Origin of the sequence: Staphylococcus sp. HMSC071G07, assembly GCF_001811435.1 — a bacterium.
GTDB lineage: Bacteria > Bacillota > Bacilli > Staphylococcales > Staphylococcaceae > Staphylococcus > Staphylococcus pettenkoferi.
The window spans coordinates 87,214-103,693 of sequence record NZ_KV804768.1 but is presented as its reverse complement, the minus strand read 5'-3'; the positions used below and the strand labels follow the sequence as shown (position 1 = coordinate 103,693).

The 16,480-nt window shown below is 39.8% G+C and carries 16 protein-coding genes; 12 read left to right on the top strand and 4 right to left on the bottom strand.

What is annotated here, in order from left to right:
• Positions 1 to 651 precede the first annotated feature (651 nt).
• Positions 652 to 1,563: a heme o synthase gene (gene cyoE / locus HMPREF2802_RS04820; protein ID WP_002472880.1), complete on the top strand. Its 912-nt coding sequence runs from the start codon at positions 652 to 654 to the stop codon at positions 1,561 to 1,563.
• Positions 1,564 to 1,643: 80 nt separating this feature from the next.
• Entirely contained in the window at positions 1,644 to 2,105 is a 462-nt protein-coding gene (locus tag HMPREF2802_RS04815) for a DUF420 domain-containing protein (protein ID WP_002472825.1), read from the top strand.
• Positions 2,106 to 2,235: 130 nt separating this feature from the next.
• Here the strand turns inward: HMPREF2802_RS04815 and HMPREF2802_RS04810 are convergent, their stop codons facing one another.
• Positions 2,236 to 4,494, bottom strand: coding sequence for an ATP-binding cassette domain-containing protein (locus tag HMPREF2802_RS04810; RefSeq protein WP_070502943.1), 2,259 nt, complete (start codon positions 4,492 to 4,494; stop codon positions 2,236 to 2,238).
• Positions 4,495 to 4,640: 146 nt separating this feature from the next.
• Between HMPREF2802_RS04810 and HMPREF2802_RS04805 the strand changes: the two genes are divergently transcribed.
• On the top strand, positions 4,641 to 5,687 hold the full coding sequence (locus HMPREF2802_RS04805) for a CAP-associated domain-containing protein (protein WP_070502942.1): 1,047 nt from the start codon (positions 4,641 to 4,643) through the stop codon (positions 5,685 to 5,687).
• A 17-nt stretch (positions 5,688 to 5,704) separates the two neighbouring features.
• Positions 5,705 to 6,139 (top strand): YlbF/YmcA family competence regulator, encoded by a 435-nt coding sequence (locus HMPREF2802_RS04800; protein ID WP_040806952.1) that lies wholly within the window; start codon positions 5,705 to 5,707, stop codon positions 6,137 to 6,139.
• A 76-nt stretch (positions 6,140 to 6,215) separates the two neighbouring features.
• Here the strand turns inward: HMPREF2802_RS04800 and HMPREF2802_RS04795 are convergent, their stop codons facing one another.
• Positions 6,216 to 7,148: a glycerophosphodiester phosphodiesterase family protein gene (locus HMPREF2802_RS04795; protein ID WP_070502941.1), complete on the bottom strand. Its 933-nt coding sequence runs from the start codon at positions 7,146 to 7,148 to the stop codon at positions 6,216 to 6,218.
• Positions 7,149 to 7,368: 220 nt separating this feature from the next.
• On the opposite strand from HMPREF2802_RS04795, the gene HMPREF2802_RS04790 reads away from it, so the two are divergent.
• Complete coding sequence (locus HMPREF2802_RS04790) at positions 7,369 to 7,620, top strand: DUF2129 domain-containing protein (protein ID WP_049406958.1); 252 nt, start codon at positions 7,369 to 7,371, stop codon at positions 7,618 to 7,620.
• Between the two features lie 31 nt (positions 7,621 to 7,651).
• Here HMPREF2802_RS04790 and HMPREF2802_RS04785 read toward each other — a convergent pair whose 3' ends face one another.
• Entirely contained in the window at positions 7,652 to 8,041 is a 390-nt protein-coding gene (locus tag HMPREF2802_RS04785; protein ID WP_070502940.1) for a DUF7147 family protein, read from the bottom strand.
• A 64-nt stretch (positions 8,042 to 8,105) separates the two neighbouring features.
• Here HMPREF2802_RS04785 and rsmD point away from each other — a divergent pair, with 64 nt between their 5' ends.
• Both rsmD and coaD read left to right on the top strand, forming a co-directional pair.
• Positions 8,106 to 8,663: a 16S rRNA (guanine(966)-N(2))-methyltransferase RsmD gene (gene rsmD / locus HMPREF2802_RS04780; protein WP_002472886.1), complete on the top strand. Its 558-nt coding sequence runs from the start codon at positions 8,106 to 8,108 to the stop codon at positions 8,661 to 8,663.
• Complete coding sequence (gene coaD, locus HMPREF2802_RS04775; RefSeq protein WP_049406966.1) at positions 8,650 to 9,141, top strand: pantetheine-phosphate adenylyltransferase; 492 nt, start codon at positions 8,650 to 8,652, stop codon at positions 9,139 to 9,141. The genes rsmD and coaD overlap by 14 nt, the downstream gene beginning before the upstream one ends.
• Positions 9,142 to 9,304: 163 nt before the next feature.
• Here the strand turns inward: coaD and HMPREF2802_RS04770 are convergent, their stop codons facing one another.
• Complete coding sequence (locus HMPREF2802_RS04770; RefSeq protein WP_070502939.1) at positions 9,305 to 10,447, bottom strand: nucleotidyltransferase; 1,143 nt, start codon at positions 10,445 to 10,447, stop codon at positions 9,305 to 9,307.
• A gap of 195 nt (positions 10,448 to 10,642) precedes the next feature.
• Between HMPREF2802_RS04770 and HMPREF2802_RS04765 the strand changes: the two genes are divergently transcribed.
• The 5 genes from HMPREF2802_RS04765 (at position 10,643) to pheT (ending at position 16,184) form a co-directional block, all read left to right on the top strand.
• A complete protein-coding gene (locus HMPREF2802_RS04765) occupies positions 10,643 to 11,188 on the top strand; it encodes a YceD family protein (protein WP_070502938.1) in 546 nt (181 codons plus the stop codon).
• Positions 11,189 to 11,271: 83 nt separating this feature from the next.
• Entirely contained in the window at positions 11,272 to 11,445 is a 174-nt protein-coding gene (rpmF, locus tag HMPREF2802_RS04760; RefSeq protein ID WP_002472844.1) for a 50S ribosomal protein L32, read from the top strand.
• A gap of 109 nt (positions 11,446 to 11,554) precedes the next feature.
• Complete coding sequence (locus tag HMPREF2802_RS04755; RefSeq protein WP_070502937.1) at positions 11,555 to 12,295, top strand: TrmH family RNA methyltransferase; 741 nt, start codon at positions 11,555 to 11,557, stop codon at positions 12,293 to 12,295.
• A gap of 428 nt (positions 12,296 to 12,723) precedes the next feature.
• Complete coding sequence (pheS, locus tag HMPREF2802_RS04750) at positions 12,724 to 13,788, top strand: phenylalanine--tRNA ligase subunit alpha (RefSeq protein WP_070502936.1); 1,065 nt, start codon at positions 12,724 to 12,726, stop codon at positions 13,786 to 13,788.
• Positions 13,782 to 16,184: a phenylalanine--tRNA ligase subunit beta gene (gene pheT / locus HMPREF2802_RS04745; protein WP_070502935.1), complete on the top strand. Its 2,403-nt coding sequence runs from the start codon at positions 13,782 to 13,784 to the stop codon at positions 16,182 to 16,184. The genes pheS and pheT overlap by 7 nt, the downstream gene beginning before the upstream one ends.
• Positions 16,185 to 16,480: the final 296 nt, after the last annotated feature.

The window sequence follows — 16,480 nt, the reverse complement described above, 5'->3', positions numbered from 1 at the left end:
CGCGTTTGAAAGTGTCTCTGTTCACTCACTCGACATGATAACTTTTAATCCTACGTCAATGAAAATGGTTCATTAGTCATTTACGGGTAGTAAACTTTTTGCTTTACCATTTTCATTTCCTTGTCTTGAAGTGTTTATTTTAAATTGTAGAGATAAAAGAATTAGTCGAGTATCATTCCTCTTTGCTCATTTACGGCTAGTAAATTCGCTTCATCCGAATGATTTTTTTTCGCGTTTGAAAGTGTCTCTGTTCACTCACTTGGCACGACTACTTTCAATCCTACAACAATGAAAATGGCTCATTAGTCATTTACGGGTAGTAGCGCAGTAGCTCTCTGAAGTCAACAAAACTGGCATTGTGACGAGATCTGGTCGGCTTTATGAAAGTAAGATGAGGTGCTTTAGACAGATGTATGAAAGGATAGCGGCGTACAATTCTTATTTGTTATCAGTCTCTTGTAACAAATCGATTCCATGACTCAACTCTCCTTAACTTGTCGCCATCGATATATAAAGTATGGATTATTTGCGATTCTATAATAATATTGCAATACTTTGTCGTTTGTCTGTCACAAATTATTGGTTTAGTCTGTAGTCTTTTACCTGAAATTGTAATATCATAGTACTATATGAATAATTAGGAGGGAGATTATGAAACAAGAACAAGTGATGTCTCACACATCAACGCGTGTCAGTCTCAAAGAGCTGAAAGAGATTATCAAGATGGGATTGGTTCAAGGTAATCTAATTCCTGCATTCGCTGGTGCGTGGTTAGCAGTTGTGTTCGCACATCATTCCTTCCTCTCATCTATACCGCAAATCTTAATTATGATAGTTGGTTCAACGCTTATCATGGGTGGTTCTTGTGCTTTAAATAACTACTATGACCAAGATATCGATAGTATCATGCCAAGTAAGCAGAAACGACCAACTGTAAATAATAGAATTTCAGATCGAAATTTAATATTACTAAGTTTTGGGATGATGCTTATAGGGGAAGCATTGCTCTTCACACTTAATGTTGCTTCAGGCGTTATCGGCTTGATGGGTATAGTAGGTTATGTATCTTTCTACTCTATCTGGTCTAAACGTCATACAGTTTGGAATACTGTTATAGGAAGCTTTCCAGGAGCTGTACCGCCACTTATCGGTTGGGCAGCGTTAGAAGGAAATATCAGCCTTACAGCGATTGCACTCTTCTTAGTCGTGTTCTGCTGGCAACCTGTTCACTTCTACGCGTTAGCGATTAAACGCCAAGATGAATATAGCTTAGCGAACATTCCTATGTTACCTTCAGTGAAAGGTTTCAATCGTACGCGTGCAAGCATGTTCTTCTGGTTAGTTTGTCTATTACCATTACCATTCTTGTTTAGTCAATTAGGTACGACGTTTATGGTTCTCGCAACGTTACTCAACTTAGGTTGGTTCTTTGTTGGCTTTACAAGCTTCAAGAAGAATACAGATCATACGAAATGGGCAACGAAGATGTTCATTTATTCATTAAATTACTTGGTCGTGTTCTTCGTTCTTACCGTTATTGTGTCATTGATTAAAATGTTTTAATTCAAGGTGCTTTAGCGGCGCAATACTGTAAATAAGACTGGTTCTAGCAGTCTGAAATAAAGTAAGTAAGGATGGAAGTTATGAGTGTACCTATTTTACCGACATTAAGTACTAGCTTCATCGTTATCAGCGCGATTCTCGTAGCAATCGGTTGGCGACTGATATGGAAGCGACAAATTGAAAGTCATAAGAAAGTCATGTTATGGGCAGCAATATTTGCATTAGCATTCTTCATTATTTATGCAGCACGTACTGCCATTATTGGTAATACTGCATTTGGAGGACCAGATTCAATCAAAGTTTACTACACAATCTTCTTGGTCTTCCACATCGTACTAGCTACAGTAGGTGGGGTACTGGGGCTAATACAAATCATTCTCGCTTATAAAGATAAGTTTAATATCCACCGTAAGATTGGACCTGTAGCTTCTATCATCTGGTTCTTTACGGCGATTACAGGTGTTGCAGTATATATCTTGTTATATGTGCTTTATCCTGGTGGCGAGACAACTTCATTACTCAAAGCCACTTTAGGTTTATAAGTTAAAATGTTTCATAATAAAAGTCGAATTTCCTCGAAATCGTCAGATCTCAGGAAATTCGACTTTTTTAGTTTGCTTAATATTAAAATTACCATCCAGTCATACGAGCCATTGGTATAGTTATGCCATCTTACGACTCAATATAGCGACGTAAGTGCTTCGCTGTGACTGATTCTTCTACATCTAATAATCCTTCTGGTTCGCCAGCGTATAACAGTCGACCGCCGCTCGCTCCAGCATATGGACCAATGTCTACAATCCAATCTGCTTCAGTCATCATCGTTAAGTTATGCTCAATAAGTACCACAGTATTATTATCTTCAATTAATTTATTGAAACATTCAACTAATAATGGAATGTCATCTTCGTGTAAGCCCGTCGTAGGCTCGTCGAAGACAAAGATTTGATTTGATACACGGTGTGCAAGATATTTACTTAACTTCACGCGTTGCATCTCACCGCCTGATAATGTATCCATTGATTGCCCGAGTGCCATATAACCCAAACCTGTTTCAGCAAGTGCCCGTAAGGCTGTGACGACGGTTTCTTGTTCTTCGAAGAAATCAATCGCTTCTTCAACGGTTAAAGCGAGAATGTCCGCAATAGAGTAGCCATCGACTTTGGCTTCTAAGACTTCCGGTTTATAACGTGTGCCATGACAAACGTCACAAACTTGAGTGAAATCTGGCATAAAGGCAAGCTCAGTCTTGATGACACCTTTACCATGACATTCAGGACAAGCACCAGCAGAATTGTAGCTGAATAAACTTTTCTTCAGCCCCGTTTGTTTACTAAAGAATGTACGCACTTCATCGAAGATATTTAAATAAGTTAAGAGATTGGAACGATTGGAAGCGTGCACACCTTTTTGATCTACATAAATCACATCTGATTGATTTTTCAAACCAGCAGAAATAAGAGAGGATTTACCAGAACCTGCAACACCGGTTATGACGTTCAATACTTCCTTGCGTAGTTTGACGGACACGTCTTTGATATTGTTACGAGAAATATGATTCAAGGCAATCCAATCATCGCTTTGGCGTGGTTGCGCTTTTAACTGATGCGTACGACGTAGGGCTTGCCCCGTACTCGTCTCAGACTTTAGTAATTCTTGATAGGTACCAGTAAAAGTTATTTCACCGCCATGTGTACCTGCATAAGGCCCGAGGTCGATGATGTGATCTGCATGTTTAATCACATCAGGGTCATGTTCGACGACAAGCACTGTGTTGCCTTTATCTTTAAGAGATTGAATGATCTCGTTGATACGTTGGATATCGTCAGGATGCAATCCTACGCTAGGTTCATCGATGATATAAACCAAATCGGATAGTGGACTGTTCAGATGACGAATGAGTTTAATGCGTTGAGACTCACCGCCAGATAGTGTCGGTGTTTCACGACCGAGAGTTAAATAGTTCAGACCGATATAGCTTAAGGCTTTCAACTGAGCGAGTAACGGATTGATAATAAATTGGGCTTTGTCTGAGTTGAGTTGTTGTAAAAATTCGATTGCATCATCGATTGATAGATTAGTGAAATCGGCGATATCGTATCCATTAATCTTACATGACAACACGTCTTGATTGAGTCGTTTACCATCACAATCTGGACAATGACGAGATGTTACCACACGGTCGATATCTTGTTTGAAACGTTGTTTTTCAAAATTGTCATTGAGTAAGAACGAACGTCTGAAACGATGCACAAGTCCTTCAAATTTGGCTGTGCGTGGCCAATTCTCAGGTGGATTGGATAGTTTAGTAGGCTCAGTATATAAGAACGTGTTGAGTTCATCTTCAGTATAATCTTTGAGCTTTTTATCATTATCAAACAAACCTGTGTATAGATAACGCTTACCTCTCCAACTATCAGGACGGAAAGAAGGGAACTTAATCGCGTCTTCGTTAAGTGATTTGTCGAAATCTAGTAGCTCGTTTAAATCGATATCTTCAACGTAACCTAATCCTGAACAAGTCGGACACATTCCTTTAGGGTTGTTGAAAGAGAAGATATCGGAATAGCCTACGAACGGTTCGCCAATACGAGACCACAATAAACGAACGGACGCATAAATATCGGAAATAGTTCCTACCGTTGAGCGTGAATTACCACCAAGACGCTTCTGATTGATAATCATCGCGACTGGAAGATGTTCGATTGCGTCCACATCTGGCTTCGCATATTGAACGAGTTGGTTCTGTATGTAAGTCGAATAGGATTCATTTAATAAACGCTCTGATTCTGCTGCTAGCGTGTTAAATACGAGCGAGGACTTTCCTGAACCAGAACGCCCTGTGAACACCGTTAATTGATGTTTCGGTATTTCCAGGGAAATATCTTTCAAATTATTCTGTCTTGCTCCATGAACTTTAATTACTGACATATGATTCACTCCTTGGTGTGAGTATAACAAAGAAATCAGCTGATTCTGAGTAAAATTGGTTTCATTTTCAGTGAATATTTCTTATGCTTTAAATGATATGACTTTTGAACAGGGTTAAAGAATGATTAGGTGAGGTGAGATGGACATTGGGCAAGATGATATTAAAAATATTAGGTGTGATGATCTTCATCGTCGTAATTGCTTATTTGTTCTATTCACCTCGTTTGAAGTTCGATGTCTTGGAGAACCCGAATAAGCACGCGAAACATAATGTGGAACGCAAAAATGTCACACCTTCTAATCAAGATGCGGAGAATAAACCACCAAAGTCAGGAATTGGCACATGGATTGGCAAAGATTTGGACAAACTAACGGATAAATTTGGTCAAGCCGGTCGCGTTTATGCGTATAAAAATGGCTTTAAAAATTATGTCTTCAAAAAGCATCATCAATACTATATCGTGACGGTTAAAAATGATATTATCAAATCGGTTTATGCGACAGGTAAAGACGTTAACGTTCAACCTGTAAAGATTATGGAAAACGGCTCGCACATTTTCGAAAATTTGAGCATCAATCCTGAGCCGAGTATTAAAGTGAATCATAAGCGCTACGATATCGAACTATCTGATGATGATATGAAAACGCAAGCGCTCGTGAAATTTGGCAAGAATTATGCGCAAATTTACATCGACCAACGTTCTAACAAGATTATGGCAGTGCGTTTCTTAGACAGCGAAGCACTCGTGAATTTCAAGCCTTACCAAACTGTTGCAGCATCCAATGAAGAAGAGTTGAAGAACAAACACGACGCATTGCCATATGAGCAGAATGCCAACCAATTGATGACTCTGTATGAAACGACGAATGAAATGCGTAAGTTGAAAGGACTTGAGCCGCTGAAGATCGATAATCAGATTGGCCATATTGCCTCATTTAACTTGTATGAAGCGGTGCGAGGAGGTCATGCAGAGTTTACCGAAGACGCCTTGACGGAGCAACTCAACGATCAGAATATCGCCTTTACTTCTACGAGTCAGAACGTCGGTTCAGATTTCAATGATGTTCCAACGCTGATTAATAGCTGGTTGAACTCAGATATCCATCGTTCGCGTATCTTGAACGCCAAGTATACAGACATGGGCGGCGATGTGAATAACGGTTACTATACTTTGATCTTTGTTGAAAAATAATTCGAGGAGGCGCAGTGATGATTACAGAACAGACATTAAATGTACTCGACGATATTGATGAGTTAAGTGATATGATACTCGATTCCTATATTTATCATGAGTTTAAACAAGCGGAAGAAGCCTTGAATAAAGACGAAGAAGCGCATTTATTATACCAAGCCTTTTTAAAATCTAAAGACCAATATAATGACATCTTACGCTTTGGAAAGTATCACCCTGATTATCAGAAGATCATGTTGGAAACACGTCGACGTAAACGTGCATATGAGATGTTGCCGTGTGTGATGGAATATAAGAAGAAAGAGGCAGAGTTACAAGGGCTCGTAGACCAAGTTATTACGAAGATTGCATATGCTGTGTCAGATCATGTGAAGATTGAAGCAGGTAATCCATTCTTCCAACAGCACAAAGGTGGTTGTGCTACAGGTGCATCATGTAAATGTTCACTTTAATATAGAGAGGACCGGAACGCTGAGGCTCGATCAGAGAATGATGAGAGCGAGAAAGCGTTCCGGTTTTTTAGTGTGATTATTTTTCAAGCAAGTTATGCATTTTTTTAAAACGATAAGCCAATTCGGGTTTATCAGTAACGAGAGTATGCACACCTTTAGCATACAAGTCGTTCATCAAATCAATATTGTTGATGCCGTAGAAACCAGGCACCACGTTAATGTGATTGAGCCACTGAATAAATTTAGACGATGTTAAGTTAATACCTTTAAATTGCGTAGGCATTTGGAAAGTATCTGCCATGGGTTTAAATGTTTCGCCAAGACCGCTAAAGCATTTCAAGAAACCGACTGTAACTTCTTTCTGGCTTGCACCTACAGCAACTTGGTTCTGTGATATTTGCTTAAACTTACGTGTTTGGCGATCATCGAAGCTCGTCACGAGGACGCGATCCTCAGCATGATGTTGTTGAATGATTTCATACATACGTTGAGGAGCTTGAGCACCTAATGATTGGTTAGGATCGTCCTTTAAGTCGACGTTGACGAGATGGTTAGGATAAAGATCTAGCAACTCATCAAATGATAGTATGCGTGCATCAGAATGACTACGATATGGATGATTACCGTTGATGTCTGTAAAGTGGTAGCCTGCATCCAAGCGTTTCAATTCGTTGAGTGTATGTTCACTCACGAGTCCAGAGCCGTTAGTAGTACGGTCTAGTGAAGCATCGTGAAAGACGACGAGCTGCAAATCTTTCGTCAAACGTACATCTGTTTCAAAGCCATCCAGCTGCATCTCTACCGCGCGATCGAAAGCAAGTTTCGTTTGTTCAGGACGTTCAAACATGCCGCCGCGGTGAGCGAAGAGGTAAGGGCTTGGTTTGTCAAAGAACGGCGGGATGCGTTTGAGTGATTTATTTTTAGTAAAGTGTTTCGTTAGCATCAAGCTACCTACGATGCCTGCTGTACTGATTAAAGCGCCTTTAAGTAAGCGATTAATATGAGCCATGTGATGACCTCCTCTTTGATTTATCTTTAGTTTAGCTTTCTAGATTAGATTCCTCAATCATTACCTCTTTGGCGTGAGGTTAAAATGAGATATAAAGATGATAAAGTGAAATATAAGTTTTGTTAAATTTTCAATGTAATGACTCCGCATCTTTCTTCGGATTTATTATCTCCGCAAGACGTGATATTATATAAGGGCTACTAATTGGAGTGATGTATTTATGAATATCGTTTCCAGAGCGAGTTTAATTATCTACTTAAAGAATATGAAATATGTGCGACAACTCAAAAAGCATGGCCATGTGATCTACGTTAATCCGCGACGTCACTATGTCATTATGTATGTTGAAGAAAGCCAAGCGGATCGCATCGTCACACAATTAATGAAACTCAAATATATTAATCATATTCAAGGCTCGCCGTATAAAAATTTAAAGAAAGTGTACGAAAAAGAAAAGCACGAATTATCTTAAATTACGTGCGCAACTCACGATTTTTCCAACACTATTGTAAGGGTGGAATCCAGTTCTGTAGGCGAAGTACACTCGTTAAATAGTTATAATATAATTCTAGTTCTGGATATTCTTCTGGAGCGTGCACGTCGACTTCTTTAATCGGAATATTGTAAGTTTCCGCTTGTTCATTCAGCATTTCAAACTTTTTATTCGTTTCAGGGTAAGGATAGCGAACTGCATCTTGCATGAGATACATCGCTTGGAAGTGTTGTTCAGACGTTGGATTCATCACTAAGGCGACGGATGATAACTTCTTATCCGACAGTGGTGTGTGGAAATAGACCATCTTTGACACACGTTCAGCGTTATATTCCATAAGTGTCAGAAATTCAAATAAATCAGTGAGTCCATGTCCGATAGGTATAAATGATTGTTTCATGTTAAATCCTCCTCATGATTTAGCATTATATAGAAATTATACAGGGAAAGAAAGAGGGGTAACTATGAGAGTCATCGCAGGTATACATAAGAGTAAGGCTTTAGAAAGCTTGGAAGGGCGTACGACACGGCCGACGATGGATAAGGTGAAAGAGGGCATTTTTAACAGTCTACAAGAGATTTCTGGCGTGGGGCTGGACCTCTTCGCAGGAAGTGGTGCTTTAGGCATTGAAGCGTTATCGCGTGGTATGGATAAAATGATCTTCATCGACCAGAATTTCAAAGCGTTTAAAGTAATTAAACATAATTTGAAATCTTTAGAGCTCGAAGATCAGGCTGAAGTTTATAAAAATAATGCCGCACGTGCATTGAAAATTCTTGCTAAACGCGAAATGCAATTTGATGTGATTTTCCTCGATCCACCTTATGAGAAAGGCCTCATTGACGAAGCGTTAGAAGCAATCGCATCATTTGATTTATTAAAGGAAAGTGGTATTATCGTTTGTGAATTTAATCATCAAGAAGAAATTGATACAGGGGATTTCCAGGTGATTAAGCGTTACCACTATGGGTTAACAGATACAATGTTATTAGAAAAAGGAGAACAATATGACATTAACTAAGGCTGTCATTCCGGGAAGTTTCGATCCAATTACTTATGGGCATATCGATATTATTCAGAGAAGTGCGACTCGGTTTGATGAAATTCATGTATGTGTATTGAAGAATAGTAGTAAATCAGGACTTTTCTCGCTAGATGAACGCATCGCGCTCATTGAAGAATCAGTGAAAGATTTAGACAATGTACAAGTTCATAACTTTAACGGTTTGCTCGTTGATTTCTGTACGAAGATTGGTGCGCAAACGATTATTCGTGGACTTCGCGCGGTAAGTGACTTTGAATATGAGTTACGCCTTACTTCTATGAACAAGAAGCTCAATGACGAAGTCGAAACGATGTATATGATGACGAGTACGAATTATTCATTCATCAGTTCAAGCGTTGTGAAGGAAGTGGCGCAATACAAAGCAAATGTGTCTGATTTCGTTCCTGAACATGTCGAACGCGCGTTAAACGACAAGTTTCGTAAGTTTGAGTAAGTGATCTTGTGTTTAGAATGTGTCGGCGACAGACGTCATTTTACTAGAATAGACTATAACAATAGAGTAGAACGTGAGTTAGGTTAGGCGAACTATCTTAGATGTGCCATTAACCTAGAAACTCAGTTCTACTCTTTATTCGTGTGCAGGCTGATTTTATAGCTCAATCTGTCCGTATTACAGGTGTGTTAAAGTCATCTTCTTGATGACCCGAAACTAAATTATAAATTTGAGTTGCTCGGATTTCCGGTGCAAATAACGAAGCTGAACGTTGATTAACGTTGGTTATAAATTGACGTTCAGGGTAGCGTTTTTTAACATGCTTTAAGTAACGTTGACCCGCTTGAGTCATACCTAAGATTCTCACGCCTTGAAGCGGTTGCTCGTGGTCGACGTCTGACTTTTTCGTATTGAGAAGTACATGCATCAACATACGTTGCAAATACGTCCGTGTATAGCGCTTGGTTTTTAACTCGGAAATCAAACACTCAAAGTCCGTCGTTTGTTGATTGATGCGCTGGAGACGTGATTCCAAACCTTCGTTCACCATATAGATTTCTTCCAGCTCATCGGCAGTTTGTGCTGTTATCGCATAGTTAAGATAAGGGTGAAAGGCGTCCCATGACATCACAGGTGACTCGTACAATGGAATTAAATTTGCTGGTACAACTGAACGCCATTGCTCATCATCGTTCATGAGCGCGTTTCGAATACTCGTACCACTGGCAAAATAAGTGTCACGAATAGTTTGATCGCGGTGATGACTTTGTTGTCGCGGAAGAACATATGGGTCGATAGCCACACCTAAATCTTGAATCGCACGTATGTAGGACAAACCTAACGTATTATTAGGGTGAGCGAGTATTTCTGAATGTGGAAACAGCTCATTGAGAATACGTGGGTAACTCTTTCCTTCCTTTAACTGTTCACGAATCTGTATCTGATATTGTTTAGAATTCAACAGTCGAGCGAGCTCGTGAAATTGTTCAGGTTCAGCTGTTTCTGCCCCAAACAGAAGTGAGTTTGCTCCCATATAATCTGCAACTTTGACGCCAGTTCGAGCGAAGTACTCTCCAGCAGATAACGCGCCGTACACCGGCAATTCCACTACGATATCCACATCATTTAACGCCATACGTGTACGCTGGAACTTTGAGTAAATCGCAGGTTCGCCACGCATGACGAAATGACCGCTCATAATCGCTATTGATACATCGGCCCCAGTGCGTTTTTTAGCTTCTTGAGCATGATATTGATGCCCGTTATGGAAAGGGTTATATTCCGTAATTAACGCAACACTTTTCATTTGCATTTCTCCTTTATAGGACTCATCATAAGTATTGTATCAGAACTTCATGACACGATGCGACTTCGTGCTGGAACCTTCATTGTAAAGCGAAATTCGTGAGAGACAGATACCTTATTACTGTTAAGAAAATATCTTGACATCTTTTCCTTATAAAGTTAAAATAAATTTTGTGCTTGTTAGAGGTGAAGCCATATGAAATGGTCAATAACGCAATTACGTAAATATCAAGGTAAGCCATTTGACTTCGATCAAACGGTCACTTTTGATCATCTCAAAGACGCGTTAGGTTTAATTGATTTAACTCCAATCGATGTAGTTGGAACTCTTACAGTTAAATCGAAAGAGGTTATTGCAGATGTTCACATTACTGGAACGTACACGATGCCTTGTGCGAGAACACTCGACCCCGTCGAAGTTCCTTTAGATGTGAAGACGCAAGAAATCTTTGAGTTAGAACCTTTCGAGTTTGACGAAGATGAGGACAACGATGAGCATTATCATGACGCAACTGACGGTATGATTAATCTCAAAGATGTTGTTCAAGAAATTGTCGTTGTGGAAAAGCCAATGCGTGCTTTCTCAGAACACAGTGATCAAATGTTAACCGAAGGCAATGGTTGGGAAGTTATTGACGAAGATCAAGCTATTGAGCTCGAACAACAGAAAGAAGAGGAACAATCACGACAAGTTGATCCACGGCTTCAAAAATTACAACATTTATATGATGAAGAGCAATAGCAGTTTTTAATAATTTATAGTATAATGGATTATTGAATCTGACATTAATTGATTTTGTGTGTTAAATATAAGGAGGATTAAACATGGCAGTACCTAAAAGAAGAACGTCTAAGACTAGAAAAAATAAACGTCGTACGCATATCAAACTTTCAGCTCCTGGCATGACTGAATGCCCAAGCTGTGGTGAATACAAATTATCTCATCGCGTATGTAAAAACTGTGGTTCTTACAACGGTGAAGAAGTCGTATCTAAATAATAAGATATAGACTCAGTTGACTGTAATCGTTCAAAAATGGCGCTGCTAATTTTTGAACGATTTTTTTAATATAACAAGAAATGACAGTACTCAGGATGTGAGAATATAGATGGAACAAATAACATCAACACAAAATAATAAAGTGAAAGCTGCAAATAAACTGAAGAAGAAAAGAGAACGAGATAAGACAGGCCATGCACTCATCGAAGGATACCATCTCATCGAAGAAGCGATGGCGAGTGACATCCAAATTGTGTCTTTATTCTGTGTAGAGGCAGAACGTGAAGATGCAGCAATGTTAGACTATGCGGATGCGGTATACGAAATTAATCTCAAGGTGGCGGAACTACTCTCCGGAACTGTAACGCCCCAAGGTATCTTCGCTGTAATACAACAGCCAAAAGTACAAGATCGTCAACCCTCTCAAGTGCTGTTGATTGATCGCATTCAAGATCCAGGCAACCTTGGAACGTTGATACGTACTGCAGATGCAGCAGGTTTAGATATGGTAGTCTTGGAGAAAGGCAGCGCGGATCCTTATCAAGACAAAGTGCTTCGTGCGAGTCAAGGTAGTGTCTTTCATCTTCCGATTATTCAGCGGAATTTACAGACCTTTATCGATGACTTTGAAGGACCTGTTTACGGAACAGCACTTCAAGATGCAGTAGAATATCAAACTGTAGAGAAACAAGATAAGTTTGCGCTCATACTAGGTAACGAGGGTGAGGGCATTAAGTCTGAGTTACTCGACCAGACGACACAGAATTTGACGATTCCTATTTATGGTCGCGCAGAAAGTCTCAATGTGGCGATCGCAGGAAGTATCTTGATTTACCATTTGAAAGGTTGACCCGCATTCAATGTATTAGATATAATAGTAACGATATTAGAAATGAATACTTTAGCTGATAAAAAGAAGTGAGCGACATAGCTCAGTTGTTCAGGGAGAATAACCGTGACTGCAAGTTATTCCAACTGACGTTCGTTCTTTCGTCTTTTTAGCTACTTAAAGAAATTTAAGTCGGATACCTATTCGTTATCAAGGTTGAGAAAAGTGTAAAGCAATGTAAGTAAAGACCGAGCCACTTAGATGGTGTGAACTGTGAATCGCTAATGATTTGCAACGATGCGTCTTGCTTTATACTTAAAGTTGGGTGGTACCACGGAAACTTTCGTCCCATGTGCGGATGGAAGTTTTTTTATTTTGCACAAGAAAGTTAACTCACATCTACATAGAGTTGTAAATAGTGAAAGATTAAAGGAGAAGGAGGAACAGACATGGTTCAGAATGAAGAGATGTCTCAACTCAAACAACAAGCGCTCGTAGATATTAACGAAGCGCATGATGCTCAAGCATTACAAAATGTCAAAGTGAAATATTTAGGTAAGAAAGGTTCGGTTTCAGGCATAATGAAACATATGAAAGACCTTTCCAATGAAGAGAAACCAGCATATGGTCAACAAGTCAATGCGTTACGCCAAGCGATTCAAGATGAAATTGCTTCACGCGAAGAAGTGTTAGCGAATGAACAATTGGAAGCACAATTACGTGACGAGAAGATTGATGTGACGTTACCAAGTCGTCAAATCGCTTTAGGTGCGAAACATCCACTCACACGTACGATTGAAGAAATCGAAGACCTATTCCTCGGCTTAGGTTACGAAATCGTTGAAGGTTACGAAGTGGAACAAGATCATTACAACTTCGAAGCACTCAACTTACCGAAATCACATCCAGCACGTGACATGCAGGATAGCTTCTATATTACTGAAGAGACGTTGATGCGTACCCACACGTCACCTGTCCAAGCGCGTACGTTAGAGCAGCGCAATGGTCAAGGTCCAGTGAAGATTATCTGTCCGGGTAAAGTGTACCGTCGTGATTCAGATGATGCGACACACAGTCATCAATTTACGCAAATTGAAGGGCTTGTCGTTGCTGAAGATATTAAAATGAGTGATTTAAAAGGGACACTAGAATTATTAGCGCGAGAGTTATTCGGTGCAGATCGTGAAATTCGTTTACGTCCTAGTTACTTCCCATTCACTGAACCGTCTGTTGAAGTTGATGTGTCTTGCTTCAAGTGTAAAGGTGAAGGTTGTAACGTATGTAAACAAACAGGCTGGATTGAAGTCTTAGGTTCAGGTATGGTTCACCCGAATGTGCTTGAAATGGCCGGCTTTGACTCTCAACGTTATTCAGGCTTTGCCTTTGGTCTCGGACCTGACCGTATTGCCATGTTGAAATATGGTATTGAAGACATTCGTCACTTCTATACAAGTGATGTCCGTTTCTTAGAACAATTTAAAGCAGTAGAAGATAGAGGTGAAGAAGAATGCTAATTTCTAAAGAATGGCTAAGTGAATACGTAACTGTTGAACAATCTGTAGAAGCGTTAGCAGAGAAGATTACGCGTACAGGAATTGAAGTGGATGACATCGTCGACCTTACTGAAGGGCTTAAAAATCTTGTCGTGGGTTATGTTGAAGATATCCAACCTCATCCAAATGCCGACAAATTAAATATTTGCCAAGTGAATATCGGTGAAGAAGAAGCAATACAAATCGTTTGTGGCGCGCCTAACGTTGACAAAGGCCAGACAGTGATTGTAGCCAAAGTTGGTGGGCGCTTACCAGGTGGCGTGAAGATCAAACGTGCCAAATTAAGAGGCGAACGTTCTGAAGGTATGATTTGTTCACTACAAGAGATTGGCATTCCTAGTAACGTAGTACCTAAAGCGTTCGAAGATGGCATTTATGTCTTTTCAACTGAAGTCGAACCCGGCACATCTGCTTTAGAAGCACTTTACCTAGAAGACCAAATGATGGAGTTTGACCTCACACCTAACCGCGCTGATGCGTTAAGTATGATTGGTACTGCTTATGAGGTAGCAGCTTTATACGACCAAGAATTGCATAAACCGACACATCAACCGACGACAGAAGAAGATTCTGCAGACTCAGAGCTTTCTGTCACAGTCGAAGATGAAGACAAAGTTCCATATTATAGCGCACGTGTAGTTAAAAATGTGACGATTGAACCTTCTCCATTATGGATGCAAATGCGCTTAATTAAAGCAGGTATTCGACCAATTAATAATGTAGTCGACATTTCTAATTACGTCTTATTAGAATACGGTCAACCGTTGCACATGTTTGACCAAGATCAAATCGGTTCAGACCACATCGCTGTACGTCAAGCTAAGGAAGACGAAACAATCACAACGCTTGATGATCAACAACGTGAACTTGAAACAGGCGACATCGTCATTACGAACGGTCAAGAACCCATTGCGATTGCGGGTATCATGGGTGGCGACTTCTCAGAGGTCTCTGACAATACACGTAACGTCGTGATTGAAGGTGCAATCTTTGACCCTGTATCTATCCGCCATACTTCTCGTCGTTTGAACTTACGTAGTGAGTCTTCAAGTCGTTTTGAAAAAGGCATCGCAACAGAATTTGTTGATGAAGCAGTTGATCGTGCTACTTACTTACTTGAACAATATGCTGACGGTACCGTTCAACAAGGCCGTGTAGCAGTAGGTGACTTAGGTGACTTTGAGACACCGATTAATATTACGGTTGATAAAGTGAATCGTACTATTGGATTTGATCTATCTGCCGACGATATTGAGGCGATTTTTAACCAACTTGGTTTCAGAACTGAGCGTCAAGATGATGCGTTTACAGTATATGCGCCGTCTCGCCGTAAAGATATTTCAATTCAAGAAGATTTAATCGAGGAAATCGCACGTATTTACGGTTATGATGCGTTACCGTCTACGTTACCTGTCTTTAAACAAGTGACTCATGGTGAATTGACGGACAAGCAAACGAAGACGCGTACGATCAAAGCTACACTTGAAGGTGCAGGTCTCAATGAAGCGATCAATTACTCACTTACATCTAATGAACATGCGCGTGATTATGTATTAACAGACCGTCCAACGATTGATCTCTTGATGCCGATGAGTGAAGCACATGCGACGTTACGACAAAGTCTCATTCCTCATCTAATTGATGCGACAGCTTATAACATTGCACGTAAAAACCACGATGTGCGTTTATACGAACTGGGTAGAGTATTCTTCGGTAATGGCGAAGGTGAATTGCCAGACGAAGTGACGTACTTAAGTGGTATTATGACAGGCAATTACGTGGTGAATAAATGGCAAGGTAAACAAGAAGAAATTGACTTCTTTATTGCTAAAGGTGTAGTTGACCGTATTGCAGAGAAATTAGATTTAACCTTTAACTATGAAGCGGCTGAAATGGATGGACTACATCCTGGTCGAACAGCACGCGTGAAATTAGGGGAAGACGTCATCGGTTTCGTTGCTGAATTACATCCTCAAGTTGAAAAAGATAATGACTTGAAACGTACGTATGTCTTCGAACTCAATTATGATCGTTTAATGGAAGAAACAGCTGGTTTCATCAACTATAAACAAATTCCACGTTACCCAGGTGTTTCTCGTGATATCGCGTTAATGGTTAATCGTGATAAACCATCATCTGAAATTATTCAAGTCATTCGTGAACATGGCGAAGATATCCTTCAGAATGCTGAAGTCTTCGACGTTTACGAAGGTGAACACGTAGCTGAAGATGAGAAATCCATTGCTATTCGACTTTCTTATCTTGATACTGAAAATACTCTAACAGATGAACGAGTGAATGGGGTTCATGATGAAATATTGAAAGCACTTGAAGAAATGGGTGCGACAATTCGTTAATATGTCAAAGTTGAACTTATGATATTGCTTCTTCATTCAATACATGAGTGTCTATAAGGTAATAACTTTAGAAATTCTAACTCAATATATCAATTAAGCCACCTACTAATCGGAGTGATGATTAGTGGGTGGCTTGTTGTTTGGTATGATAGTGTAAAAATAAGGTAACGGTTCGATATTAATAGTAGTAGAGAAGAAAAACTAGAAATTTAAAAGCACAGAGTATGTTATTGAAGAATACTACAATTTAAAAATTTACAAAACTCATTTTCAATGTCGACTCGAGACGCTTGATG